Origin of the sequence: Pseudomonas sp. 43(2021), from assembly GCF_017490805.1 — a bacterium.
Lineage (GTDB): Bacteria > Pseudomonadota > Gammaproteobacteria > Pseudomonadales > Pseudomonadaceae > Aquipseudomonas.
On the sequence record NZ_JAFGYJ010000006.1, the window covers coordinates 1 to 25,205 of the forward strand.

Sequence of the window (25,205 nt, forward strand, 5' to 3'; positions counted from 1 at the left end):
CCCCTTTACGCCCCTCCCTCGGACAATTTCCCCAAAGCGGCCCAAGCCGCAACACGGGGAGAACCACACATGAACATGCTCGACGGGCTGTCACTGCTGCTGGCAGTGGCATTGGCGTTTTATCTGCTGGTGGCGCTGCTACGCGCCGATCGCAGCTAGGGAGCGGCCATGCACAGTTACGACTTCGCCTTGCTCCTGGCATTTTTCGCCATCGTGCTGCTACCGGCACCCTGGCTCGGGCGGTTCTACTTCAAGGTCATGGAAGGCCAGCGCACCTGGCTGTCGCCCGTGCTGGGCCCGGTCGAGCAGGCCTGCTACCGGCTGGCAGGCGTGCGTGCCGGCCAGGAACAGAACTGGCAGCAGTACACCCTGGCCCTGCTGGCCTTCAACCTGGCCGGGTTCCTGCTGCTGTTCACGGTGCTGCTGTTACAGGGCTACCTGCCATTCAACCCGCAGCATCTGCCCGGCCAGGAATGGTCGCTGGCGTTCAACACCGCGGTCAGCTTCGTCACCAACACCAACTGGCAGGCCTACAGCGGTGAGGCGTCGGTCAGCTACCTGAGCCAGATGCTCGGCCTGACCGTGCAGAACTTCGTCAGCGCTGCCACCGGCCTGGCCGTGCTGGTCGCGCTGTGCCGTGGCATTGCCCGGCGCAGCGCGACGACACTGGGCAACTTCTGGGTCGACATGACCCGCGCCACCCTCTACGGCCTGCTGCCGCTGTGCCTGCTGCTGGCATTGTTGCTGGTGTGGCAAGGTGTGCCGCAAACCCTGGCCGACTACGCCCACGCGGTCACTCTGCAAGGCACCGAACAGACCATCCCGCTGGGCCCGGCCGCCAGCCAGATCGCCATCAAGCAACTGGGCACCAATGGCGGTGGCTTCTTCGGCGTCAACTCGGCGCACCCGTTCGAAAACCCCACGGCCTGGAGCAACCTGTTCGAGGTGGCTTCGATCATCCTCATTCCGGTGGCGCTGGTGTTCACCTTTGGCCACTACGTGAAGGACCTGCGCCAGAGCCGCGCCATCCTCGCCTGCATGCTTGCCCTGTTCCTGATCGGCGGCAGCACGGCGTTGTGGTCCGAGCACCAGCCCAACCCGGCCCTCGAGAGCGCGCAGGTACAGCAAAGCGCCCCCATGGAGGGCAAGGAAAGCCGCTTCGGCACCACCGGTTCGGTGCTGTGGACGGTGACTACCACTTCCGCTTCCAACGGCTCGGTCAATGCCATGCACGACAGCCTCAACCCGCTGACCGGCATGGTGGCAATGGTCAACATGATGGTCGGTGAGGTGATCTTTGGCGGCGTTGGCGCCGGGCTGTACGGCATGCTGCTGTTCGTGCTCATCGCAGTGTTCCTGGCAGGGCTGATGATCGGCCGCACCCCGGAATACCTCGGCAAGAAACTGCAGGCACGCGAGGTGCAGTTGCTGGTGGCGACCCTGCTGGTGATGCCGGTCGGCGTGTTGGTGCTCGGCGCCATCGCCGCCAGCCTGCCAGGCCCGGCGGGTGCGGTCAGCAACCCGGGTGCGCATGGCTTCAGCCAGCTGCTGTACGCCTACACCTCCGGTACGGCCAACAACGGCTCGGCCTTCGCCGGCTTTGGTGCCAACACGGTGTTCCACAACCTGATGATCGGCCTGGCCATGCTGGTCGGCCGTTTCGGCTACATCCTGCCGGTGCTGGCCTTGGCCGGCAGCCTGGCGGCGAAGAAAAGCGCGCCCCAGGGCCTGAACAGCTTCCCCACCCATGGCCCGCTGTTCACCGGCCTGCTGCTGGTCACCATCCTGCTGGTCGGTGGCCTGACTTTCCTGCCAACCCTGGCCCTTGGGCCGATCGCCGAACACTTGAGTCTGGGTTTTTGAGGACCGACCATGAACATGCCCATTCCTGAAGTACAAGCCCGGCACAGTGCCAAGGACCAGACCCGCTTCGCCGCGTTGTGGCGCCCGGCGCTGGTACAGGCCTTCGTCAAGCTCGACCCGCGGCAACTCAAGCGCTCGCCGGTGATGCTGGTAGTCGCCCTGACTGCTGTGCTGACCACTGTCCTGTGCTTTGCCCCTGACAGCGGTGTGAGCACCGGCGTGGCCGTGCAGATCGCCCTGTGGCTGTGGTTCACCGTGCTGTTCGCCAACTTCGCCGAGGCCCTGGCCGAAGGCCGTGGCAAGGCCCGCGCCGACAGCCTCAAGGCTGGCAGCCAGGGCCTGACTGCCCAGCGTCGCAAGCGCGATGGCAGCTACGAGACCGTCGCCGCCAGCGCGCTGCGCAAGGACGATGTGGTGCGCGTGGTGGCCGGCGAAATGATCCCTGGTGACGGTGAGGTGCTTGAAGGCATCGCTGCGGTCAACGAGGCCGCCATTACCGGCGAGTCCGCGCCGGTGATCCGCGAATCCGGCGGCGACCGCTCGGCGGTGACCGGCAATACCCGGCTGGTCTCCGACTGGCTGTTGATCCGCATCACCAGCAACCCGGGCGAATCGACCCTCGACCGCATGATTGCCCTGGTCGAAGGCGCCAAGCGGCAGAAGACCCCGAACGAGATCGCCCTCGACATCCTGCTGATCGGCCTGACCCTGATCTTCCTGATCGTGGTGGTGACCTTGCAGCCGTTCGCCCACTTCGTGGGTGGCAGCTTGCCGCTGATCTTTCTCGCTGCGCTGCTGGTGACGCTGATCCCCACCACCATCGGCGGCCTGCTGTCGGCCATCGGTATCGCCGGCATGGACCGGCTGGTGCGGTTGAACGTTATCGCCCGCTCGGGCCGCGCGGTGGAAGCGGCCGGTGACGTGCATACACTGATGCTCGACAAGACCGGCACCATCACCTTCGGCAACCGCCGTTGCAGCGCGCTGCACGCCGCACCGGGCATCACCCCCCGCGAGCTGGGGGAGGGCGCCTTGCTGGCCTCGCTGGCGGACGACACCGCCGAGGGCAAGTCGATCGTCGAGTACCTGCGTCAGTTGCACGACTTCGTCGAACCGTCCACCGGGCAGTTCGAGGCCGTGGCCTTCAGCGCCGAGACGCGCCTGTCGGGCATCGACTTGCAGCAGCACCGCTACCGCAAGGGCGCCGTGGATGCCGTGTTGGCGTTTGTCGGCATGCAACGCCTGGAAATGCCTCAGGCACTGGCCCGTGAAGTGGAGCGCATCGCCCAGAGCGGCGGTACACCATTGCTGGTGTGCCTCGACAAGCGCCTGCTCGGCGTGATCCACCTCAAGGACGTGGTCAAGCCCGGCATCCGCGAGCGCTTTGCCGAGCTGCGCAAACTGGGCATCCGCACGGTGATGGTGACCGGCGACAACCCGCTGACCGCCGCTGCCATCGCCGCCGAGGCCGGCGTGGATGACGTGCTGGCCGAGGCCACGCCAGAGAAGAAGCTGGCACGCATCCGCCAGGAGCAGAACGACGGCCGCCTGGTGGCCATGTGCGGCGACGGTGCCAACGACGCCCCGGCACTGGCCCAGGCTGACGTGGGCATGGCCATGAACGACGGCACCCAGGCCGCGCGCGAGGCGGCCAACATGGTCGACCTGGACAGCGACCCGACCAAGCTGCTGGACGTGGTGCAGGTCGGCAAGGAGTTGCTGGTGACTCGCGGCGCGCTGACCACCTTCTCCATCGCCAACGATGTGGCCAAGTACTTCGCCATCCTGCCGGCGCTGTTCGCTGCCATCTACCCGCAGTTGGGCGTGCTCAACCTGATGCACCTGGCCAGCCCGCAGAGTGCGATTTTGTCGGCCATCGTGTTCAACGCGCTGATCATCATCGTGCTGATCCCGCTGGCGCTGCGCGGTGTGCGGGTGCAGGCGGCCAGTGCGGCGCACCTGCTGCGGCGCAACCTGTTGATCTACGGGCTGGGCGGCATTGTCGTGCCGTTTGCCGGGATCAAGCTGATCGATCTGCTGCTCAATGCCCTGCACCTGGTCTGAGGAGGCCACCATGAATGCTTATGTACGCCCGGCGCTGAGCCTGGCCTTGTTGATGACCCTGGTGACTGGCGCGCTGTATCCGCTGGCAGTGACCGGCATTGCCCAGGTCGCTTTCCCGAGCCAGGCCAACGGCAGCCTGGTGCGCGACGACCAGGGCCAGGTGCGCGGTTCGGCGCTGATCGCCCAGGACTTCCAGGGTGATGGCTGGTTCCACCCGCGCCCGTCGGCGGGCGCCTACGCCACCGTGGCCAGCAGCGCCAGCAACCTGTCGCCGAGCAACCCGGCGCTGGCCGAGCGGGTCAAGGGCGATGCGGCTGCGTTGTACCAGGCGCAGCAGGGGCCGGTGCCCCAGGCGCTGCTGACCACCTCGGGCAGCGGCCTCGACCCGCACCTGCCGCCGGAGGCCGTGGCCTACCAGATCCCTCGGGTGGCGGCGGCACGGCAATTGCCGGTGGAGCGCTTGCAAGGCTTGCTGGAAGAGGCCACCCTCCACCCATTGATCGGCCCGCCGGTGGTCAATGTGCTGGCCTTGAACCAGGCCTTGGAAAACCTCAGCCATTGATAGATGGCTTGAGGGGCTGGCAGGGACCCTGTGGGAGCGGGTTTACCCGCGAATGCGTCGGTGGCGCTACTACTGCATTCGCGGGTGAACCCGCTCCCACAGGTACGGTGATGGTCCCTGGATTTGCTGCTTGCTGGAAATGGCAAAGGATGAAAGATGAGTGACTCCGCCCGCGCAGATGCGCTGTTGGCTACCCTCCCGCGATCCGGCCGGGGCCGGTTGAAGGTGTTCCTTGGCGCCGCCCCCGGCGTCGGCAAGACCTTCGCCATGCTCCAGGCCGCCCACGCCCAGCAACGCCAGGGTGTGCAGGTGCTGGCCGGGGTGGTGGAAACCCATGGCCGCGCCGAAACCGAAGCCCTGCTTGGCGGCCTTCACCAGCAGCCCCTGCTGCGCAGCCAGTACCGCGGCGTCACCCTCGAGGAAATGGACCTCGACGGCCTGCTCAAGGCCGCCCCGGCCTTGGTGCTGGTCGACGAACTGGCCCACACCAATGCCCCTGGCAGCCGCCACGCCAAACGCTGGCAAGACGTACAGGAACTGCTCGCCGCCGGCATCGATGTGTACACCACGGTCAACGTCCAGCACCTGGAAAGCCTCAACGACAAGGTCCGCGACATTACCGGCGTGCAGGTGCGCGAAACCCTGCCGGACTGGGTGCTGCAGGAAGCCTTCGAGCTGGTGCTGATCGACCTGCCACCCCGTGAACTGCTCGAACGCCTGCGCGAAGGCAAGGTGTACGTGCCCGAGCAGGCGCGGGCCGCCATCGATGCGTTCTTCTCGCAAACCAACCTTACCGCCCTGCGCGAGCTGGCCATGCAGACCGCTGCGGCCCAGGTGGATGCCGACCTGGCCCACGGCTATCGCCAACGCGGCCAGGAAGCCCCGGCCCTGCGAGGGCGCTTGCTGGTGGGCGTGGATGGCGACGACCAGGCAGAGCGCCTGGTGCGTCATGCCAGCCGTGTGGCCCAGCGCCGCCACCTGCCTTGGAGCCTGGTGCATGTGGACAACGGCCGCCTGCGCGACGAAGCTGCGCGCCAGCGCCTGCAAGCTGCCCAGCAACTGGCCGAACGCCTGGGCGGGGAGGTGGTGCTGCTGCGCGCCGGCGAAGTGGTACGCACGCTGATCCAGCACGCCGCCGAGCGGCGGGCCAGTCTGGTGCTGGTCGGGCAGTCTCGCGACCGCCTGCGCCGGCGCCTGTTCGGTGCCGGTGTGGCCACGCGGCTGCTGCGCGAAAGCCACGGCCTGGAAATCAACGTGCTGGACCGCGACGTGCAGCCGCAAGCGCCACGGTCGGCCGTGCGGCGGGTGTGGGTCTGGCGCCATTACCTGCTGGCGCTGCTGGCCACGGTCATGGCCGCGGGCCTGGCCTGGGCGGTGTCGAGTGTGCTGGCCTTGCCCAACATCTCGCTGGTGTTCCTGGCCGCGGTGTTGCTGGTGGCGGTGCGCAGCAGCCTGGGGCCTGCGCTGGCCTGCGCGGTGCTGTCGTTCCTGACCTACGATTTTCTGTTCATCCCACCCAACCTTTCGTTCAGGATCCAGCGCGAAGAAGACGTGCTGACCCTGGTGTTCTTCCTGTTGATGGCCGCGCTCACCGGCAACCTGGCCGCCCGCCAGCGCCGCCAGTTGCAGGCACTGCGCGAGACCCAGGCGCAGACCAGCCAGCTGCTCGACCTTTCGCGCCGGCTGACCGTGGCCACCGACCGCCAGGCGGTGTTCAACGCCGCCGGCCAGCATCTGGACGGCTGGCAGGACATGCAGGTGTGCCTGCTGGAGCGCAATGTCGAAGGCCAGTTGCAGGTGGTCAGCGGCGAAGCGCATGCCTTTAGCGATAATGAGCGCGCGGCCGCAGAGTGGGCCTGGCAGCATGTCCAGGCCGCCGGGCATGGCAGCGACACCCTGCCCAATGGCCGCTGGTGGTGGTGGCCGCTGGCGGTGGATGAACAGCCTCTGGCATTGCTCGGTGTGCGCCCACGCTCCGGCCAGCCGCTCAGCGACCCGCGCCGGCGCCTGCTCACCGCCCTCGGTCAGCCACTGGCCCAGGCCCTGGCCCGCGCCCGGCTGGCTGAACAGCTGGAGGCCGCGCGCCTGCATGGCGAAACCGAGCAACTGCGCAGCGCCTTGCTCGCGTCCGTTTCCCACGACTTGCGTACCCCGCTGACCGCCATGCGTGGCAGCATCGACAGCCTGTTGGCGTTGGGCGAGGCGATTCCCGCTGCAGACCGTCGCGAACTGTTGGAGGGCACCCGCAACGAGGCCGAACGCCTCGACCGCTACATCCAGAACCTGCTCGACATGACCCGCCTGGGCCACGGCGGCCTCAAGCTGGCCCGCGACTGGGTGGCCCCGGCCGACATCGTCGGCAGCGCGCTCAACCGCCTGCGCGTGGTGCTGGCACCGCTGCGCGTGCACACCGACGTGCCGGCCGAGCTGCCGTTGCTGTTCGTGCATGCGGCGTTGATCGAGCAGGCGCTGGTCAACGTGCTGGAAAATGCCGCGCGTTTCTCGCCAGACAATGGCAGGCTGGAGTTGCAGGTGTCGGTGCAGGACGCCCAGTTGCGCTTCGCCGTCAGCGACCAGGGCCCCGGCATTCCCGTGGCCGACCGCGAGAAGATCTTCGACATGTTCTACACCGCCGCCCGCGGCGACCGCGGTGGGCAGGGCACCGGCCTGGGCCTGGCGATCTGCCAGGGCATGATCGGCGCCCATGGCGGGCAGATCCTGGTGGGCGAAGGCATCGATGGCCAGGGCACCAGCATCACTTTATGCTTGCCGCTGCCCCCTCAACCTGAAGCCGAAAGCGAAACCCCATGAGTCAGTCCGCCACCCTCCTGGTCATCGACGATGAACCGCAGATCCGCAAGTTCCTGCGCATCAGCCTGGCCTCCCAAGGCTACAAGGTGCTCGAGGCCGCCACAGGTGCTCAAGGGCTGGCCCAGGCCGCTTTGGGCAAGCCGGACCTGGTGGTGCTCGACCTTGGCCTGCCGGATATGGACGGCCAGCAGGTGTTGCGTGACCTGCGCGAATGGAGCGCGGTGCCGGTAATGGTGTTGTCGGTGCGTGCCAGTGAGCTGCAGAAGGTCGATGCGCTGGATGGCGGTGCCAACGACTATGTAACCAAGCCGTTTGGCATTCAGGAGTTTCTGGCGCGGGTGCGTGCCTTGCTGCGCCAGGTGCCGCAGGCGGGTGGCTCGGAAGTGGCGGCCAGTTTTGGGCCGCTGACCGTGGACTTTGCCTTTCGCCGGGTGACCCTGGATGGCGTGGAAGTGGCGTTGACGCGCAAGGAGTATGCGCTGCTGGCGCAGCTGGCCGGGCACCCGGGGCGGGTGATTACCCAGCAGCAGCTGCTCAAGGATATCTGGGGGCCTACCCATGTGGATGACACCCATTACCTGCGGATCGTGGTCGGGCACCTGCGACAGAAGCTGGGCGATGACCCGACGGCGCCGCGGTTCATCATCACCGAGGCAGGGGTGGGGTACAGGCTGGTGGCACCTGCTGCATAGTCCGGGTTCACGCCCACCTTGTGGGAGCGGGTTTACCCGCGAAGAATGTGACACGGTGCATGGCACCGGCTTCGCCGGTGTTCGCGGGTGAACCCGCTCCCACAGGGAGGGTGCAAACCCAGGAAGCCTGAGCAGTACAGTTACTCCCGCGAGGGGGCATCAGGCCCTCGGTGGTTCCTTCTCGAACAGCTGGCGCATGACTTCCAGGTAACGCCGTGCACCCAGCCCCAACGGGCGCGACTTGACCCAGATGATGTCCACCCACAAGCGCAACCGGCTGGCCATGTTGTCGAAGCGCACCTCCGCCAGCGCGCCCGAAGCAATCAAAGGCTCGACCAACGGCTGCGGCAGGTAGGCCCAACCGAGCCCCAATTGCACCAGGTCCAGCGTGGCCAGGTAGCTGTCGGTCAGCCAGATGCGCCGCGACAGCACCATGCGCGGGTCCGACCCGGTGGCCTTGCCCGAAGCCACGATGATTTGCCGCTGTTCGGCGAACGCCTCTTCCGGCAACGGCATGCCGTTGTTCTGCCCGGCTGGATGGCGGGGGGAGGCGACGGCCACCAGCAATTGGCTGCCGGCCTCCAGGAATGACTCGCGCTCGTCGATGCCAGGCCGTTCGAAGACCAGTGCCAGTTGCACGCTGCCGTCATGCAGCAGGCGGATGGCTTCTGCCTGGGTGGCTGAGCGCACTTCGATTTCCAGGCTGGGAAATTCCTGGGCGAGGGTTTCCAGCGGCTGGCTCCAGCGGCCGGTCTGCAGCTCGGGGGCCATGGCGATGGTCAGGCGCTTTTCCAGGCCCTTGTGCAGTTGCAGGGCCTGGGCGTCGAGCAGGTTGAGCTGGCAGATCACCTGCCTGGCCTGAGGTTCCAGGGCCAGGGCGGCGCTGGTGGGCAATGCTTTGCGCGTGGCCCGGTCGAACAGCACCAGGTCCAGCTCAGCCTCCAGTTGTGCGATGGCCATGCTCACGGCCGAAGGCACACGCCCGAGCTTGCGCGCGGCGGCAGAGAACGAGCCTGCCTCCAGCACCGCGAGGAAGATTGCCAGGGAGTCGCTGGTAAAGGCCATTGTTGGTAAACCTGATGACGGGGGAGTTTTATGGAAGAAAATTATGGGGCTTTTGTTTGAGAATGCACCAGGGCGCAGAGTGGTTCGGCGGGGGATTGTCAGCGCCTGTGAGATCGGGCGCCGCCCGCGCGGCGCATCGCGAGCGAAGCTCGCTCCTACATTTGTTTCGGGCCAGTAACGCCTGTCGCAGCGCGCGCGACCGCCTTGTTTGTTCCTCACGATATGGAGGTGGACGCCAAAGGGCCGCGCACTTCTGCCTCAGGAATAACTGGCCCGAAACAAATGTAGGAGCGAGCTTCGCTCGCGATGCGCCGCGCGGGCGGCGCTCGATCTCACAGGCGCTGAAAAACCAAAGCCAAGCACCTACAGCCCTTCACCCAGCACCCGATCAATGCTGTCGACAAAGTAGTCCACGCTCGCCCGGCTGGTGCACATCGGCGGCTTGATCTTGAGGATGTTCAGGTAGTCACCGGTCGGCTGCATGAAGATGCCCAGGTCACGCAGGCGGTTGCACAGGGCCATGGTTTCCTCGGTGGCCGGCTCCAGGGTTGTGCGGTCGCGCACCAGTTCCAGCCCCAGGTAAAAGCCCGAACCATGCGCCGCGCCGGCCAGCGGGTGCTTGTCGACCAGTGCCTGCAGGCGTGCCTTGAAGTAGCGCCCGGTGTCACGGGCGTTGTCCCACAGGCCTTCTTCCTGCATTACATCCAGCACCGCCATGCCGATGCGGCAACTGACCGGGCTGCCGCCGGCCGAGGAGAAGAAGTAGCCCTCGGCTTCCAGTGCTTCGGCGATCTCGCGGCGGGTGATGACTACGCCCAGCGGTTGGCCGTTGCCCATGCCCTTGGCCATGGTGATGATGTCGGGCACCACACCCTGTTCCTCGAAGCCCCAGAAGTACTCGCCCAGGCGGCCATAACCGACCTGTACCTCGTCGGCGATGCACACGCCGCCCCGCGCACGGACTTTGGCATAGGCTTCGCGCAGGTAACCGGCCGGCAACGAAATACCACCAGCATTGCCGTATACCGGTTCGCAGATGATGCCCGCCAACTGGCGGCCACGGGCGTCGAGGTCGGCCAGCTTGGCATCGACGTCGCGCAGGTAGTCGGTGGCGCTGTCGGCGCCACGGAAGCGGCCACGGAAGGTGTTCGGTGCCTCGACCGGGTGCACCCAGTCCGGGCGGGTTTCCAGGGCCTGCGGGTTGTCGGCGATGGAGGTGGAAATGGCATCGGTGGCCACCGACCAGCCGTGGTAGGCCTCCAGCACGCTGAGCAGGTCGCGCCCGCCGCTGTAGGCCCAGGCCAGGCGAATCGCCAGGTCGTTGGCTTCGGTACCGCTGTTGACCATGAACACCCGGTCGAAACCTTCGGGCGCCAACGCCAGCAGGCGTTCGGAGAACTCGCTGATGGCCGCGTAATGGAAGCGCGAGTTGGTGTTCAGCAGCGACCATTGCCGCGCCGACTCGGCGACCATGCGCGGGTGGCCGTGGCCCAGTACCGCGACGTTGTTGAGCATGTCCAGGTACGAGCGGCCCTGCATGTCGATCAGGTAGTTGCGCCAGCCGCGTTCGATGTGTGGTGGTTGGGCGTAGTAGTGCTTCTGTGAGCGAGCGAAGCTGGCGTCGCGGCGGGCCAGCAGGGCCTGCGGGTCAGGGAGCGGCTCGGCGTTGCAGTCGAAGCCCAGCAGCGCAGCTGGCGACGGGCACAGGGCCAGCCAGGCGGTCGCCTGGGACGGGGTGGCGAAGAACGGTGGCTGGATGCCGTTATCCAGGCACAGCTGCACACTGAGGAAGCCACAACTGCTGCCCAGCGACTGGCCTTTTTCCACGGTCTGGCCATCTGCCGGCGCGTCTTCCAGGCCCTGTAGCCACAAGGCCCAGTGCGCGCTGCGCAGGCAGCCACGGCCGTCGCCATGGCGCTGCCAGGTGCCGGTATCTGGCGCTTGCACCAGGCTGCCGTTGGGCACGTGCAGCTCGACGCCCAGGGCGCAGGTGGCGGGCTCTTCAGGGCGGTCGATATGGGTTTGCGACAGGCGATACTGCCCATGCAGGCTGCAGGCCGGGGCCGGTTGCGTGGTCAGCAGGTGCTGGTCGAAGCCCGGTTGTTCCCAGTTGCCCGCCTCGCAATGCACGCTGAGTACGCCCAGGTCGACCCGTGTCACTGGCTGCCCTTTCAGTTCAGGGAGCAGGGGGGCGCAGCCGCTCAGGTCCGGCGTGGCGGGGTGCAGGCCCGCAGCTTGCAGGATGGCCGCTTCCATCAACGCGAAAGGTACGGCGGTGGCCGTGTCGAAGATTTCCCATTCATGGGCGATGTTGTCGCGGGTGTACTGGTTGCCGGGGTCGACGGCGAGCTGCTGCTCGCTGCTCAGCACCAGTACGGCGGCGCGGTTGAGCACCAGTGGCCACAGCGCCCGCAGTTCGGCTTCACTCAGTGGGTTGAGCGCCTGGTAGGCACGTACGGCCGGCAGGATGCGCAGCGGGTCGCCCTCGGCGTGGTGCAACAGCGCAGCGCAGGTCACCGACAGGTCGGCGATGCGCCAGGTGCGCAGCAGGTCACCGAAATCGATCACCCCTTGCAGTTGCCACTGGCGCTGGGCATCACGGGCCCACACGGTGTTGTCGTCGGTGATGTCCAGATGCACGGCCTGGCTTGGCAGTTGATCAACCAGCGGCATCAGACGCTCGCAGGCCTGGCGGGTGGCGTGTTCGATGCGGGCGCGCTGCCCGCTGTCCTGCAGCACCGGCAGCAGGTGATCGATCAGTGCCTGGGCATGCTGCGGGTCCCATTGCAGGGTGCGCGCCAGGCCTGGGTGATCGAAATCGGCAAGCGCCTTGTCCAGCTTCGCACAGAGCCCGCCCAGTTCAGCCATCAGGCGTGGCTCCATGTGCTTGAGGCGGGTCAACGGTTGGCCTTCGATGTAATCGAGCAGGCGCAGGCGCAGTGGTTGCGCGTCAATGTCCAGGTCCAGCAATCCCGTGCCGTTGTGCGCTGCGCGCACGGCAGGTACCGGCAAACCTTGATCGCGCAGGAAGGCCAGGGCGGCGTGTTGCGCTTCCAGTTCCAGCTGGGCATAGCTGCCGTGGCAGGCCTTCAGCACATAGCCACCCTGCGGTGTGCTCACACGGAAGTTCAGGTCTTGCTGGCTGCCCAGTACCGAAAGGTTACCGGCAAGGCCGTAGTGGGCCTGCAGCACGGTGTGTGCCTGCGCTTCGCTCAGCGTTGGGCTGGGCAGGCCGGAGCGGTGGATCAGAGTGGCCAAGGCAGGGGAGGCGGGCTGGTTCTGTGGGCTGGACATGGGCTCTACCGTTGGTGCTGGGAGTTGACGGTTGAGAATTTATGCCCGATCCGGCTGATGATGGAAGACGATTGTTGTCAAAAAAACTGATAACAAGGCTGAGTTATAGAAAATCCGATACTTGCGTTGATGCTCTTCCTCGGGCTTGACCTTGGAGCGTACTCCAGGCTTTAGGCTGCAGCCTTCGTTGATTGAGAGGGCAGTGGACATGTGGAGTGACACGCAGTATCGCAAGCTGGTGCGGGCCAGTGGTATCTATGATCTGGTGGTTACCATCGGCTTTGCGACACCCTGGAGTTTTGCCCTGTTGCATGGGTGGTTGAGTGGGCTGCATGACACGTTTGGGCTGGCGGGTGAAATTCCGCTGTTTGGAGCGATGCACGTCATGATGGCCAACCTGATGGGGTCGATTGTGTGCGTGTGGGCGTGGTTGCGGATTCGCCACCCTGAGTATCGGTTTGGTCGTTACGATGCGGCGGGGAGGGTGCTGTTTTCGGCGTGGCAGGTGTATGCGTTGGTCAATGGCGCCTCAGCGCTGATCTGGGGTGTCCTGGTACTGGAAGTGCTGTGGGCTATTGCCCAGTTGGCACCGGTCTCACGAACGCCCGCTATCCCTGTGGGAGGGGCCTTTCGCGACACAAGGCCGCTCCCACAAAGACCGCGCTAGCGGGCCATGCGTTTGCGTGTTTCCTCATCGAGTGTGCGCCTCAAGGAGGCCAGAAACGGTAAGGCATCGGTATAGCGGCGGCCATATTCCAGGTTGAACGCGTAGTCGAAGCCAGGCGGGTTATCGCCTTGGGTGTGCTGCAGGATGGTTTCGATCTTGTCCAGTGCCTTGACCACTTTGGCTTCTGGCGAGTCCGCCGCTTCATACTCGTCGAACAGGGCAACGATGTTGTCCTGCATCGAGGGTTCGAGCATCGAGGTCATGGAGATGAGGTCCTGTCGTTCACTCATGCTCTTGTTTGGCGTTGCCTGCGCTTCAGGCGCAGGAACATCGCCACTCAACGCTTCCCCAAGGTCATGAACCAGGCACAGCTTGAGCACCTTGCAGATATCGACATCACCCAGTTCTTCCTCGAACACCAGCGCCAGCAACGCCAGCCGCCAACTGTGCTCGGCCGTGCTTTCCCGCCGGCCTGTCGACGTGTGGGCACTGCGTGTCACGCTCTTGAGCTTTTCGGCTTGGCGCAGGAATTCGAGTTTTCCATGAAGGTTGTGATTCGGCACGACGGGTGACCTCTTGCTGTTGCAGAGGTAAATCATCGGCTCGCCGTTTGCCGGCGTCCACGCATTAAATATGCGCCAGGGTTTCGACCAGCCTGGCAGTCGACCCATCCGACAGTGTGAATCGGGTCCACCGGCACAGGCTGTGCTGGATGGGCACCACTGCCGAGTCATTTGTGCCGGTGGAGAACTCCAGCGCCGGGGAGGCCAGGTTGTCGCGCCAGCCGATGCCTGCCAAGCGCTGTTCCTGGCTGGCGATTTCCTCTGTTGCGAATGGCCACAGCGAGACACCCAGCAAGTCACTGACGGGCACACTGAACTCAGCCTCGCGGGAAGATGAGCAGGCCAGCAGGCGGTGGGTGAGGTCGCACACCAGGTGCACAGGTTGCGAACTGCCCGACACAAGGCGCGCCAGTGCGTGGTCCGCGGCACTGCTGAGCCTGGCTTTGAGCAAGGCTTCGATACGCGCTCGCTGCTCGGGCTCGGCGTCCTGCACGCCCGACTCCCAGCGAGAAATGGTCGACTGGCACACCCCGAACATCTGCGCGGCATGCAGCTGTTTGACCCGGTTCAGCACGCGCCAGTGTTTTAGCATCGGGCCGATGGGTGTGTTGCGAAGTGAAGGTGAGATGTTCATATCTGTCTTCCATGCTTGCGCCAAAGGTCTACATGCATATAAGCCTTTGGCGCGGTACTTCGAGCGTGTAAGCGGCCATTCTCAGCGCATCATGCCCAGCTCGGCTCATCCTTCAGATCCGAAGATTGCTCGCGGGCCTCTTCGCGGGCACGCCCGCTCCCACAGGCGCTGTGCAGGTCTTGAAGTCTGTGGTGACCTTGTGGGAGCTGGCTTGCCGCACAAAAGCTAACTGGCCGCATCCACCTCCAGAAACGCCGCCTCCAGCAACTGCCGGGTATACGGATGCTGCGGTGCATGGAAGATCGCCTGCGCATCCCCTTGTTCCACCACATGCCCGTGCTTGATCACCATCAACTGGTGGCTCAACGCCTTGACCACCGCCAGGTCATGGCTGATGAACAGGTAGGTCAGGTTGTATTTCTGCTGCAGATTGCGCAGCAGCTCCACCACCTGCCGTTGCACCGTGCGGTCCAGCGCTGAGGTAGGCTCGTCCAGCAGGATCAGCGCCGGCTTCAACACCAACGCCCGGGCAATCGCAATGCGTTGGCGCTGCCCACCGGAAAACTCATGTGGGTAGCGATGCCGCGTGCGCGGGTCCAGCCCCACTTCCTCCAGGGCCGCAATAATCGCAGCTTCCTGTTCCTGCGCCGTGCCGATGCGGTGAATGCGCAACCCTTCACCGACGATGTCCTCCACGCACATGCGTGGGCTCAGGCTGCCAAACGGGTCCTGAAACACCACCTGCATTTCCCGGCGCAACGGGCGCACGGCCTTCTGGTTCAGCCCTTCCAGGTTCTGCCCATGGAAGCGAATGCCGCCCTGGCTGGAGATCAGCCGCAAGATCGCCAGACCCAAAGTCGACTTGCCCGACCCGGACTCGCCGACAATCCCCAGCGTCTGCCCCTGTGGCAAGCTGAAGTTGACCCCGTCCACCGCCTTCACATGGTCGACCGTGCGCCGCAGCAAGCCCTTCTTGATCGGGAACCACACCTTGAGGTCATCCACCTCCAGCAAGGGCGCGCCCACCGGGTTGTGCGCCGGCAGCCCGCTGGGCTCGGCATTGATCAGCATCTGCGTGTAATGGTGTTGCGGTGCACTGAACAGCCTGGCGCATTCGGCCTGCTCGACAATCTGCCCGCGCTGCATCACGCACACGCGGTGGGCGATGCGCCGCACCAGGTTCAGGTCATGGCTGATCAGCAGCAGGGCCATGCCCAAACGCGCCTGCAGTTCCTTGAGCAGGTCGAGAATCTTCAACTGCACGGTCACATCCAGCGCCGTGGTCGGCTCATCCGCAATCAGCAGCTCCGGCTCGTTGGCCAGGGCCATGGCGATCATCACCCGCTGGCGCTGCCCGCCGGACAGTTCGTGGGGCAGGGCCTTCAGGCGCTTGCGTGGCTCGGGAATGCCGACCATCTCCAGCAGTTCAAGGGTGCGCGCGGTTGCTTCCTTGCCGGTCAGACCTTTGTGCAGCAGGAGGATTTCGTTGATCTGCTTCTCGATGCAGTGCAACGGGTTCAGCGAGGTCATCGGTTCCTGGAAGATCATCGCAATGCGGTTGCCGCGAATGCGCTGCATGGTCTTCTCGTTCTGCTGCAGCAGGTCCTTGCCTTCGTAGCGGATGCTGCCGCTGGGGTGGCGGGCCAGGGGGTAGGGCAGCAGGCGCAGGAGCGAGTGCGCGGTGACCGATTTGCCCGAGCCACTCTCGCCCACCAGTGCCAGCGTCTCACCCTTGCGGATATCGAAGCTGATGCCGTCCACCACGCGGTGGGCCTGGTCACCGGTGACGAACTCCACCGACAGGTCGCGCACTTCGATCAGGTTCTGTTCACTCATGTCACTTCCTCGGGTCGAAGGCATCGCGGGCGGATTCGCCGATGAACACCAGCAGGCTCAGCATCAGCGCCAGCACGGCGAAGGCGCTGATGCCCAGCCATGGGGCCTGCAGGTTGGACTTGCCCTGGGCCACCAGCTCGCCCAGCGACGGTGCGCCCGGTGGCAGGCCGAAGCCGAGGAAGTCCAGGGCGGTGAGGGTGCCGATGGCGCCGGTGAGAATGAACGGCATGAAGGTCATGGTCGAGATCATGGCGTTGGGCAGGATGTGCCGGTACATGATCGCGCCGTTGCGCATCCCTAACGCGCGGGCGGCGCGCACGTATTCCAGGTTGCGCCCGCGCAGGAACTCGGCGCGCACCACGTCCACCAGGCTCATCCACGAGAACAGCAGCATGATGCCCAGCAACCACCAGAAGTTGGGCTGCACGAAGCTGGCCAGGATGATCAGCAGGTACAGCACCGGCAGGCCTGACCAGACTTCCAGGAAGCGCTGCCCGGCCAGGTCGACCCAGCCGCCATAGAAGCCCTGCAGGGCGCCGGCGATCACGCCGACGATGGAACTGAGCAGGGTCAGCGTCAGGGCGAACAGCACCGAAATGCGGAAGCCGTAGATCACCCGTGCCAGCACGTCGCGGCCCTGGTCGTCGGTGCCCAGCCAGTTGTCCGCCGAAGGCGGGGCCGGGGCGGGTACGCGCAGGTCGTAGTTGATGCTCTGGTAGCTGAACGGGATCGGCGCCCAAAGCACGAAGCTGTCTTTCTTCTCAAGCAGTTCGCGGATGTACGGGCTCTTGTAGTTGGCTTCCAGCGGGAATTCGCCGCCGAAGGTGGTCTCCGGGTAGCGCTTGAAGGCCGGGAAGTACCATGCGCCGTCGTAGCGCACGGCAATCGGCTTGTCGTTGGCAATCAGCTCGGCGCCCAGGCTCAGGCCGAACAGAATCAGGAACAGCCACAGCGACCACCAGCCACGGCGGTTGGCCTTGAAGCGCTCGAAGCGCCGGCGGTTGAGGGGGGACAAGGCCATGTCAGTGCTCCCGGCTGGCGAAGTCGATGCGTGGATCGACCAGGGTGTAGGTCAGGTCGCCGATCAGTTTCACCACCAGCCCCAGCAGGGTGAAGATGAACAGGGTGCCGAAGACCACCGGGTAGTCGCGGTTGATGGCCGCCTCGAAACTCATCAGGCCGAGGCCGTCGAGGCTGAAGATCACCTCGATCAGCAAGGAGCCGGTGAAGAAGATGCCGATGAACGCCGAAGGGAAACCGGCAATCACCAGCAGCATGGCGTTGCGGAACACATGGCCGTACAGCACCCGTGGCCGGCTCAGGCCCTTGGCCTTGGCGGTGACCACATACTGCTTGTTGATCTCGTCGAGGAAGCTGTTCTTGGTCAGCAAGGTCATGGTGGCGAAGTTGCCGATGACCAGCGCGGTGATCGGCAGCACCAGGTGCCAGAAGTAGTCCAGCACCTTGCCGGTGGTGCTCAGTTCGTCGAAATTGTTGGAGGTGAGGCCACGCAGCGGGAACCAGTCGAAGTAGCTGCCGCCGGCGAACAGCACGATCAGCAGGATGGCGAACAGGAACGCCGGGATGGCGTAGCCGACGATGATCGCCGAGCTGGTCCACACGTCGAAATGGCTGCCGTGGCGCACGGCCTTGGCGATGCCCAGCGGGATCGACACCAGGTACATGATCAAGGTGCTCCACAGCCCCAGCGAAATCGACACCGGCATCTTCTCGAGGATCAGGTCGATGACCTTGGCATCGCGGAAGAAGCTGTCGCCGAAGTCCAGCCGGGCGTAGTTCTTGATCATGATCCACAGGCGCTCGGGCGGCGACTTGTCGAAGCCGTACATGCGTTCGATCTCGGCGATCAGTGCCGGGTCCAGGCCCTGGGCGCCACGGTAGTTGGAGCCGGCAACGGACACTTCGGCACCGCCGCCGGCAATGCGGCTGGTGGCGCCTTCGAAGCCTTCGAGCTTGGCGATCATCTGCTCGACCGGGCCGCCGGGGGCGGCCTGGACGATGATGAAGTTGATGATCAGGATGCCGAACAGGGTCGGGATGATCAGCAGCAGGCGGCGCAGGATGTAGGCCAGCATGTCATTCGGCCTCGTCTGCAGGGGCTGCGCTGACGGCCGGGGTTACGCCGGGTTTGATCCACCAGGTGTCGATGCCGATGTCGTACTTGGGCGAGACGTCCGGGTGGCCGATGTGGTTCCAGTAGGCCACGCGCCAGGTCTTGATGTGCCAGTTGGGGATCACGTAGTAGCCCCACAGCAGCACACGGTCGAGGGCCCTGCAGTGGTCGATCAGGCTCTGCCGCGAATCGGCATTGATCAGCTGTTCCACCAGCTGGTCGATGGCCGGGTCGCGCAGACCGATGAAGTTGCGGCTGCCGGGGTTGTCGGCGGCGGCACTGGACCAGAACTCGCGCTGCTCGTTGCCCGGGGAGTTGGACTGCGGGTAGCCACCGACGATCATGTCGTAGTCACGCGAGCGCAGGCGGGTGATGTACTGGGAAACGTCCACCCGGCGGATGTTCAGGTCGATGCCAAGGTCGGCGAGGTTGCGCTTGAACGGCAGCAGGATGCGTTCGAACTCGGTCTGTGCCAGCAGGAACTCGATGCTCACCGGCTTGCCCTGGGCGTCGACCATCTTGTCGTCGACGATTTTCCAGCCGGCTTCCTGCAGCAGCTTGTAGGCCTGGCGCTGTTGCTCGCGGATCATGCCGCTGCCGTCGCTGACCGGGTTGTGGAAGGCTTCGCTGAACACCTGGTCGGGGATTTTGCCGCGCAGCGGTTCGAGAATCTTCAGCTCGCCAGGGCCGGGCAGGCCGCGAGCGGCCATTTCCGAGTTGTCGAAGTAGCTGCCGGTACGGGTGTAGGCGCCGTTGAACAGCTGCTTGTTGGTCCATTCGTAGTCCAGCAGCAGGCTAAGTGCCTGACGCACGCGCACATCCTGGAATACCGGGCGGCGGATGTTGAAGATGAAGCCCTGCATGCCGGTAGGGTTGCCGTTGGGCAGCTCTTCCTTGATCAGCCGGCCGTCGCGCACGGCGGGCACGTTGTAGGCGGTGGCCCAGTTTTTTGCGCTGACTTCCAGGCCATAGTCGAAGGCCCCGGCCTTGAGGGCCTCGAGGGCGACGGTGGTGTCACGGTAGGAGTCGAACGTCATGACGTCGAAGTTGTAGAAGCCGCGGTTGATCGGCAGGTCCTTGGCCCAGTAGTCCTTGACCCGTTCGTAGCGCACCGAACGCCCGGCCTTGACTTCGGCGACCTTGTACGGGCCGCTGCCCAGCGGGATTTCCAGGTTGCCGCGGTTGAAATCGCGGTTTTCGTACCAGTGCCTGGGCAGTACCGGCAACTGGCCGAGAATCAGCGGTAGCTCGCGGTTGTTCTTGTGCTTGAACTTGAACAGCACCTTCAGCGGGTCTTCGGCGACCACTTCGGCGACGTCGGCATAATACTGGCGGTACAGCGGCGCACCGTCCTTGATCAGGGCATTGAAGGTGAACACCACGTCGTCGGCACGCATCGGGTGGCCGTCATGGAAGCGGGCTTCCGGGCGCAAGTAGAAGCGTACCCAGCTATTGTCGGGTGCTTTCTCGATCTTGCCGGCAACCAGGCCGTATTCAGTGAATGGCTCGTCCTGGCTCTGACGCATCAGGGTGTCGTAGATGATGCCGATGTTCTCGGCCGGCACGCCCTTGTTGATGAACGGGTTGAGGCTGTCGAAGCCGCCGAAGCTGGACTGGCGGAAGGTGCCGCCCTTGGGCGCATCAGGGTTGACGTAGTCGAAGTGCTTGAAGTCGGCCGGGTACTTGGGCGGCTCGTCGTACAGGGTGAGCGCGTGTTGCGGTGCGGCCAGGGCGGGAAGGCTCAGGCAGGCGAGCAACAGGCTGCCTGCCAGCCGGCGCAGTCGGTGCGTTGGCGTCATTGGGCTTTCTCCGAAGTCTTGATCCACCAGCTGTTCAGCCCGAGGGTGTAGGGCGGCGTGGTGACGAAGGCGAACCGGTTGCGGTAGGCCAGGCGATGATTGTCGAGGTACCAGTTGGGAATCATGTAGTACTGCCATGAGAGCACGCGGTCCAGGGCGCGGGCGGCGGCGACCTGGTCATCGCGGGTGCGGGCGGCGAGCAGGGTGTCGAGCAGATGGTCGACCACCGGGTCCTTCACCCCAGCATAGTTCTTGCTGCCCTTGGTCGCGGCCTGGCTGGAATGGAAATACAGCCACTGTTCGAGGCCCGGGCTCAGGGTCTGGTTCAGGGTCATCAGAATCATGTCGAAATCGAACTGGTCCAGGCGCTGTTTGTACTGGGCGCGGTCCACGGTGCGCAAGCGTGCATCGATGCCGATGCTGGCCAGATTTTCGACATAAGGTTGCAGGATGCGTTCAAGGTTGGGGTTTACCAGCAGCAGCTCCATGTGCAGCTGCTGGCCCTTGCTGTCGACCAGGCGCTGGCCGTTCAGCTTCCAGCCGGCCTCGGCGAGCAGGCCGAGGGCCTGGCGCAGAGTCTGACGGCTGATGCCACGGCCATCGGTCTGGCTGACCGTGTAGGGCTCGCTGAACAGTCTGGCTGGCAACTGGTCACGGAACGGCGCCAGCAGCAGCCACTCCTTGCCGGTGGGCAGGCCGGTGGCGGCGAATTCGCTGTTGGGGTAGTAGCTGGTCGAGCGGCGGTAGGCGCCGCTGAACAGCGCGCGGTTGGTCCACTCGAAGTCGAGCATCAGCCCCAGCGCCTGGCGTACCCGTGGGTCGCTGAAGGTGGCCCGGCGGCTGTTCATGAACAGGCCCTGGGTTTGCGTGGGGATGCGGTGCGGGATCTGTACCCTGATTACCTCGCCGCGGCGCACGGCCGGGAAGTTGTAACCGTTGGCCCAGTTCTTCGCCTGGTGCTCTATGTAGATGTCGAACTCACCGGCCTTGAACGCTTCGAAGGCCACCGTGGCGTCGCGGTAGAACTCATATTCCACGCGGTTGAAGTTGTACTTGCCACGGTTCACTGCCAGGTCCTTGCCCCAGTAGTTCTTCACCCGTTCGAACACCAGCCGGCGCCCAGGCTGGACCTGGGTGATGCGGTAGGGGCCGCTGCCCAGCGGGGGTTCGAAGGTGGTGGCCTTGAAGTCGCGCTTTTGCCAGTAGTGCTTGGGCAGCACCGGCATTTCGCCCAGGCGCAGGATCAGCAACGGGTTGCCGGCGCGCTTGAACACGAAGCGGATGCGCAGCGGGCCAAGGATGTCCACCCGCTGCACTTCCTGCAGGTTGGTGCGGTAGATCGGGTGGCCATCCTTGAGCAGCGTGCGGTAGGAGAAGGCCACGTCTGCCGAGGTGATCGGCTTGCCGTCATGCCAGTGGGCTTCCGGGCGCAGGTTGAACACCACCCAGCTGCGGTCCTCGCTGTACTCCACCGAGCGGGCGATCAGGCCGTAGCTGGAGGTCGGTTCGTCGCCGGACGGGTCGTACTGGCCGGTGCCGACCATCAGCGGCTCGTTCAGCTCGCTGATGCCGTATTGCTGGAAATTGGGCGTGGTGATCGGGCTCGACCCCTTGAAGGTATAAGGGTTGAGGGTGTCGAAGGTACCGAAAGCCATGGCCCGCAAGGTGCCGCCCTTGGGCGCTTGCGGGTTGACCCAGTCGAAATGGGTGAATGTGGCTGGGTACTTGAGCGTGCCGAACTGCGCGTATCCGTGGCTTTCGCTCACCATCGCGGCTGCGGGAAAGCTCAAGGCCAGGCTGAGTGACAGCAGGAGGGGACGTATCAAGTCGGCATCCGATCCAGAGGCGTTGGGCTTTGATCGGGGTACAGTAACAGCTTGGTGGGGTTGGAAAAAGAGAGGGGACAGGGGTTTTCCAGTGGGTATTTCTCAGGCTCATTCGCGGGCACGCCCGCTCCCACAGGTACAACACCAGCCTTGATGGCGGTGAAAAACCTGTGGGAGCTGGCGTGCCCGCGAATGGGCTGCAAAGCAGCCCCTGTAACTACATCAATGCGAGAGGTATACGGTGAGGGTCTGGCCTGGCTTCAGGGCATGGCCGCTGCGTGGGTTCCAGCGCTTGAGGTGCTTCATTTCCACGTTGAAGCGCTTGGCCACCAGGTACAGCGAATCGCCTTTGCGTACCTTGTACTGCGTGGAGCGCTGCCCGGAGGCGGCCACCCGATTGCCGGCAGCGCTCGGGGCGTCGCCACCACGCAGGGCCAGGACCTGGCCTGCGCGCACGCTGTTGCCGGAGAGGCGGTTCCAGCGCTTGATGTCCTTGACCGAAACGCGGTTGGCCTTGGCGATGCTGCCCAGGTTGTCGCCGCGCTTGACCCGGTAGCTGCGCGCCGCCACCGGTGCCTTGGCTTCGGCCACGGCGCGGGCGAACACGGCCTTGTTCGGCTGCAGGCTGACCAGTTGCTCGGGCTTGAGGTTGGACAGGCTGTCGCTCAGCAGCTGCGCCTTGGCGGTCGGTACCAGCAGCTGTTGCGGGCCGTCCACGGTCATGCGCTTCTTGAATGCCGGGTTGAGCTGGATCAGCTCGTCTTCGTCGATGTTGGCGAAGGCCGCTACCCGCGACAGGTCGAGGCGGTCGTTGATGGCCACCGCCTCGAAGTAGGGTTCGTTGGCGATCGGGTTCAGGTTCACGCCATAGGCTTCCGGCGTGAGTACCACTTGCGACAGGGCCAGCAGCTTGGGCACGTAGTCACGGGTTTCCTGCGGTAGCGGCAGGTTCCAGTAATCGGTGGGCAGGCCGAGCCGTTCGTTGCGCTCGATGGCGCGGCTGACGGTGCCTTCGCCGGCATTGTAGGCAGCCAGGGCCAGCAGCCAGTCGCCGTTGAACATGTCGTGCAGGCGGCTGAGGTAGTCCAGTGCGGCGTTGGTCGAGGCGGTCACGTCGCGACGGCCATCGTAGAAGTTGGTCTGGCGCAGGTTGAAGTGGCGGCCGGTGGACGGAATGAACTGCCACATGCCCGCGGCATGCGCGCGCGAGTAGGCCATCGGGTTGTAGGCACTTTCGATGGCTGGCAGCAGCGCCAGCTCCAGCGGCATGTCGCGCTCTTCGAGGCGTTCGACGATGTAGTGCAGGTAGAGGCTGCCACGCTCGCCGGCACTTTCGATGTAGCTTGGGTTGCTGGCGAACCACAGGCGTTGCTGCTCGATGCGCGGGTTGACGTCGATGTTGTCCTGCAGGGCAAAGCCCTGGCGCATGCGTTCCCACACGTCCTGTGGTGCCTGCTCGGCCGGCTTGGCCAGCAGTGGCGAAGGTTTGTGCTTGATCCGCGCCTGGTAGTTGTGCGCGCGAACGCTATCGGATTCGTCGAGCTGACGGGTGCTCTGGCAGCCCACCAGGGTGGCGGCCAGGGCCAGCGCACTGATTTGGGCCAGGCGCGTCAGGGCGACGGAATGAGAGGTTCTGCGGCTACGGGAAGACATCGGCTGACACAGGTTTCCGGGCGAAAAATTTCGGCGATTCTAGAAACCGCTCCGGGCCTGGTCAACCTTTGACCATCGCTTGCGATATATCTTGAGGTTATCAGAAGGTGTCCTTCCAAGACCTCAAGGCAGCAAAAACAGCGACATGCGTGGGGTTTGAATGCCCCTTCCATTCGTCTGCTTTTTGTTTAACTAATGTTTCAGAGGTGCGCAGGAAGGGGTTGGTCAGGCGTTCCAGGCCAATCGTTGATGGTAAGGTGATGCGATTGTCGGCGCGCAAACGGGTAACGTCTTCGAACCGCTGCTGAACATGCGGGTTTCCGGGCTCCACCGCCTTGGCGAAACGCAGGTTGCTCAAGGTGTATTCGTGGGCGCAATACACCTCGGTCTGCTCTGGCAGGGCCGCCAGGCGGGCGAGGGCGGGCTGCATCTGTTCGGGGGTGCCCTCGAACATGCGCCCGCAACCGGCGGCGAACAGGGTATCGCCGCTGAACAGCAGCGGCGTTGCCGGCTGGTCGCTGAACAAGGCGATATGCCCCAGGGTATGGCCGGGCACGGCCAGCACCTGGAAGGTCACGCCCAGCACGGTCACCTGGTCGCCTTCGTCCAGCGCCAGGTCACGGCAGGGAATGCGTTCTTGGGCCGGGCCGCAGACCCGCGCGCCGGTCAGTTGCTTGAGGCGTTCCACCCCGCCAACGTGGTCGTTGTGGTGGTGGGTGACCAGGATGTCGCTCAGTACCCACTCGGGGTTGGCTGACAGCCAGCGTTCCACCGGGCCGGCGTCACCCGGATCGACCACCGCGCAGCGGCGTTTGGCAGTATCCTGTAACAACCAGATGTAGTTGTCGGAGAAAGCGGGGAGAGCATCGATCTGTATCATGGTGCGGATCCGATTCGCCTAGCGTGGCACATGAGGGCATCTTAGCCGCGATGGCGCGGTGCGAGAACCTTCGAGGGAGAGCGCAATGACCGACCAAGCCTTTGCCCAGGCCGACCCGGACTGGGTCGAGCTGATCAGCCTGGCCCGTGAGTGGTTCAATGGCCCACTCGGCCAACTGATGCTCAAGGAGGAGGAAAAACTGCTGGAAGAAGAGCTCGGGCGCTTCTTCGGCGGTTACCTTGTGCACTACGGGCCCTGTGCCGAGCCGCCGCCCAGCGCGCCCCAGGTGCAGCGCAACGTGCGCCTCGGTGCGCCGCTGCCGGGGGTGGAGATTGTCTGCGAGGAGCAGGCCTGGCCGCTGAGCGAGCATGCCGCCGACGTGGTGGTGCTGCAGCATGGCCTGGATTTCTGCCTGTCGCCCCATGGCCTGCTGCGCGAGGCGGCCAGCGCCGTGCGCCCTGGCGGGCACCTGCTGATCGTCGGGATCAACCCGTGGAGCAGTTGGGGCATGCGCCATTTCTTCAGCCACGACGCCCTGCGCAAGGCCCGTTGCATCTCGCCGTCGCGGGTGGGCGACTGGCTCAACCTGCTGGGCTTCGCGCTGGAGAAACGCCGCTTCGGGTGCTATCGTCCGCCGCTTGCCTCCCCGGCCTGGCAGCAACGCCTGGCGGGCTGGGAGCGGTTGGCCGGCGGCTGGCAGAGTTCCGGCGGCGGGGTATACCTGCTGGTGGCGCGCAAGATGGTGGTGGGCCTGCGGCCGTTGCGCCCGGAGCGTCGCGAGCCGATGGGCAAGTTGCTGCCGCTGCCACTGGCCAAGGTCAACCGCACGGCGGTCAACCCGGATACCGAAAAGCACTGAACA

The 25,205-nt window shown here is 64.9% G+C and carries 19 protein-coding genes; 8 read left to right on the forward strand and 11 right to left on the reverse strand.

All coding sequences use genetic code 11. The features are described from left to right. The first annotated feature begins 69 nt into the window (after positions 1-69). The 6 genes from kdpF to J5M71_RS06690 all read left to right on the forward strand — a co-directional run bounded on the left by kdpF (position 70) and on the right by J5M71_RS06690 (position 7,992). On the forward strand, positions 70-159 hold the full coding sequence (gene kdpF, locus J5M71_RS06665; protein ID WP_003251485.1) for a K(+)-transporting ATPase subunit F: 90 nt from the start codon (positions 70-72) through the stop codon (positions 157-159). 9 nt (positions 160-168) lie between these two features. Next, positions 169-1,863: a potassium-transporting ATPase subunit KdpA gene (gene kdpA / locus J5M71_RS06670; protein WP_207830981.1), complete on the forward strand. Its 1,695-nt coding sequence runs from the start codon at positions 169-171 to the stop codon at positions 1,861-1,863. A gap of 9 nt (positions 1,864-1,872) precedes the next feature. Next, positions 1,873-3,927 (forward strand): potassium-transporting ATPase subunit KdpB, encoded by a 2,055-nt coding sequence (gene kdpB / locus J5M71_RS06675; protein ID WP_207830983.1) that lies wholly within the window; start codon positions 1,873-1,875, stop codon positions 3,925-3,927. Between the two features lie 10 nt (positions 3,928-3,937). After that, positions 3,938-4,489, forward strand: coding sequence for a potassium-transporting ATPase subunit KdpC (kdpC, locus tag J5M71_RS06680; protein WP_207830985.1), 552 nt, complete (start codon positions 3,938-3,940; stop codon positions 4,487-4,489). Between the two features lie 156 nt (positions 4,490-4,645). Further along, the gene (locus J5M71_RS06685) at positions 4,646-7,300 is read left to right on the forward strand and encodes a sensor histidine kinase KdpD (protein ID WP_207830988.1); all 2,655 of its coding nucleotides are present in this window, start codon (positions 4,646-4,648) and stop codon (positions 7,298-7,300) included. Further along, positions 7,297-7,992, forward strand: a complete 696-nt coding sequence (locus tag J5M71_RS06690) for a response regulator (protein WP_207830990.1) — start codon at positions 7,297-7,299, stop codon at positions 7,990-7,992. The genes J5M71_RS06685 and J5M71_RS06690 overlap by 4 nt, the downstream gene beginning before the upstream one ends. Positions 7,993-8,151: 159 nt before the next feature. On the opposite strand, the gene J5M71_RS06695 is transcribed toward J5M71_RS06690, so the two are convergent. Both J5M71_RS06695 and J5M71_RS06700 read right to left on the reverse strand, forming a co-directional pair. Next, positions 8,152-9,057, reverse strand: coding sequence for a LysR family transcriptional regulator (locus J5M71_RS06695; protein WP_207830993.1), 906 nt, complete (start codon positions 9,055-9,057; stop codon positions 8,152-8,154). Positions 9,058-9,420: 363 nt separating this feature from the next. After that, positions 9,421-12,351, reverse strand: a complete 2,931-nt coding sequence (locus tag J5M71_RS06700) for an aminotransferase (protein WP_207830995.1) — start codon at positions 12,349-12,351, stop codon at positions 9,421-9,423. Positions 12,352-12,559: 208 nt separating this feature from the next. Here J5M71_RS06700 and J5M71_RS06705 point away from each other — a divergent pair, with 208 nt between their 5' ends. Further along, entirely contained in the window at positions 12,560-13,018 is a 459-nt protein-coding gene (locus J5M71_RS06705; RefSeq protein WP_207831272.1) for a hypothetical protein, read from the forward strand. Here J5M71_RS06705 and J5M71_RS06710 read toward each other — a convergent pair. The 9 genes from J5M71_RS06710 to gloB all read right to left on the reverse strand — a co-directional run bounded on the left by J5M71_RS06710 (position 13,015) and on the right by gloB (position 24,343). Further along, complete coding sequence (locus tag J5M71_RS06710) at positions 13,015-13,581, reverse strand: HD domain-containing protein (RefSeq protein ID WP_233686950.1); 567 nt, start codon at positions 13,579-13,581, stop codon at positions 13,015-13,017. The genes J5M71_RS06705 and J5M71_RS06710 overlap by 4 nt on opposite strands. A gap of 64 nt (positions 13,582-13,645) precedes the next feature. Then, positions 13,646-14,209, reverse strand: a complete 564-nt coding sequence (locus tag J5M71_RS06715) for a helix-turn-helix transcriptional regulator (RefSeq protein ID WP_233686993.1) — start codon at positions 14,207-14,209, stop codon at positions 13,646-13,648. A 231-nt stretch (positions 14,210-14,440) separates the two neighbouring features. After that, positions 14,441-16,051, reverse strand: a complete 1,611-nt coding sequence (locus tag J5M71_RS06720; protein ID WP_063912690.1) for an ABC transporter ATP-binding protein — start codon at positions 16,049-16,051, stop codon at positions 14,441-14,443. A 1-nt stretch (position 16,052) separates the two neighbouring features. Next, positions 16,053-17,072, reverse strand: coding sequence for an ABC transporter permease (locus J5M71_RS06725; RefSeq protein WP_063912689.1), 1,020 nt, complete (start codon positions 17,070-17,072; stop codon positions 16,053-16,055). A 1-nt stretch (position 17,073) separates the two neighbouring features. Then, positions 17,074-18,147, reverse strand: coding sequence for a microcin C ABC transporter permease YejB (locus J5M71_RS06730; protein ID WP_207830996.1), 1,074 nt, complete (start codon positions 18,145-18,147; stop codon positions 17,074-17,076). Position 18,148: 1 nt separating this feature from the next. After that, positions 18,149-19,984 carry an extracellular solute-binding protein gene (locus J5M71_RS06735; protein ID WP_207830997.1) on the reverse strand — a complete coding sequence of 612 codons (1,836 nt, stop codon included), beginning with the start codon at positions 19,982-19,984 and terminating at the stop codon, positions 18,149-18,151. After that, positions 19,981-21,810, reverse strand: coding sequence for an extracellular solute-binding protein (locus tag J5M71_RS06740; protein WP_207830998.1), 1,830 nt, complete (start codon positions 21,808-21,810; stop codon positions 19,981-19,983). Before J5M71_RS06740 ends, J5M71_RS06735 begins: the two co-directional genes overlap by 4 nt. 222 nt (positions 21,811-22,032) lie before the next feature. Further along, positions 22,033-23,463, reverse strand: a complete 1,431-nt coding sequence (locus tag J5M71_RS06745; RefSeq protein ID WP_207830999.1) for a lytic transglycosylase domain-containing protein — start codon at positions 23,461-23,463, stop codon at positions 22,033-22,035. 100 nt (positions 23,464-23,563) lie between these two features. After that, on the reverse strand, positions 23,564-24,343 hold the full coding sequence (gene gloB / locus J5M71_RS06750) for a hydroxyacylglutathione hydrolase (RefSeq protein WP_207831002.1): 780 nt from the start codon (positions 24,341-24,343) through the stop codon (positions 23,564-23,566). Between the two features lie 85 nt (positions 24,344-24,428). Between gloB and J5M71_RS06755 the strand changes: the two genes are divergently transcribed. Continuing rightward, complete coding sequence (locus J5M71_RS06755) at positions 24,429-25,202, forward strand: methyltransferase domain-containing protein (protein WP_207831006.1); 774 nt, start codon at positions 24,429-24,431, stop codon at positions 25,200-25,202. Positions 25,203-25,205 lie beyond the last annotated feature (3 nt).

Bases quoted from the DNA above. Each gene is read 5' to 3' on its own strand.
- gloB (WP_207831002.1), bottom strand. From the start codon at position 24,343: ATGATACAGATCGATGCTCTCCCCGCTTTCTCCGACAACTACATCTGG.
- J5M71_RS06755 (WP_207831006.1), top strand. From the start codon at position 24,429: ATGACCGACCAAGCCTTTGCCCAGGCCGACCCGGACTGGGTCGAGCTG.
- kdpF (WP_003251485.1), top strand. From the start codon at position 70: ATGAACATGCTCGACGGGCTGTCACTGCTGCTGGCAGTGGCATTGGCG.
- J5M71_RS06705 (WP_207831272.1), top strand. From the start codon at position 12,560: ATGTGGAGTGACACGCAGTATCGCAAGCTGGTGCGGGCCAGTGGTATC.
- kdpC (WP_207830985.1), top strand. From the start codon at position 3,938: ATGAATGCTTATGTACGCCCGGCGCTGAGCCTGGCCTTGTTGATGACC.
- J5M71_RS06720 (WP_063912690.1), bottom strand. From the start codon at position 16,051: ATGAGTGAACAGAACCTGATCGAAGTGCGCGACCTGTCGGTGGAGTTC.
- J5M71_RS06695 (WP_207830993.1), bottom strand. From the start codon at position 9,057: ATGGCCTTTACCAGCGACTCCCTGGCAATCTTCCTCGCGGTGCTGGAG.
- J5M71_RS06730 (WP_207830996.1), bottom strand. From the start codon at position 18,147: ATGCTGGCCTACATCCTGCGCCGCCTGCTGCTGATCATCCCGACCCTG.
- J5M71_RS06735 (WP_207830997.1), bottom strand. From the start codon at position 19,984: ATGACGCCAACGCACCGACTGCGCCGGCTGGCAGGCAGCCTGTTGCTC.
- kdpA (WP_207830981.1), top strand. From the start codon at position 169: ATGCACAGTTACGACTTCGCCTTGCTCCTGGCATTTTTCGCCATCGTG.
- J5M71_RS06725 (WP_063912689.1), bottom strand. From the start codon at position 17,072: ATGGCCTTGTCCCCCCTCAACCGCCGGCGCTTCGAGCGCTTCAAGGCC.
- J5M71_RS06745 (WP_207830999.1), bottom strand. From the start codon at position 23,463: ATGTCTTCCCGTAGCCGCAGAACCTCTCATTCCGTCGCCCTGACGCGC.
- J5M71_RS06700 (WP_207830995.1), bottom strand. From the start codon at position 12,351: ATGTCCAGCCCACAGAACCAGCCCGCCTCCCCTGCCTTGGCCACTCTG.
- J5M71_RS06690 (WP_207830990.1), top strand. From the start codon at position 7,297: ATGAGTCAGTCCGCCACCCTCCTGGTCATCGACGATGAACCGCAGATC.
- J5M71_RS06685 (WP_207830988.1), top strand. From the start codon at position 4,646: ATGAGTGACTCCGCCCGCGCAGATGCGCTGTTGGCTACCCTCCCGCGA.
- kdpB (WP_207830983.1), top strand. From the start codon at position 1,873: ATGAACATGCCCATTCCTGAAGTACAAGCCCGGCACAGTGCCAAGGAC.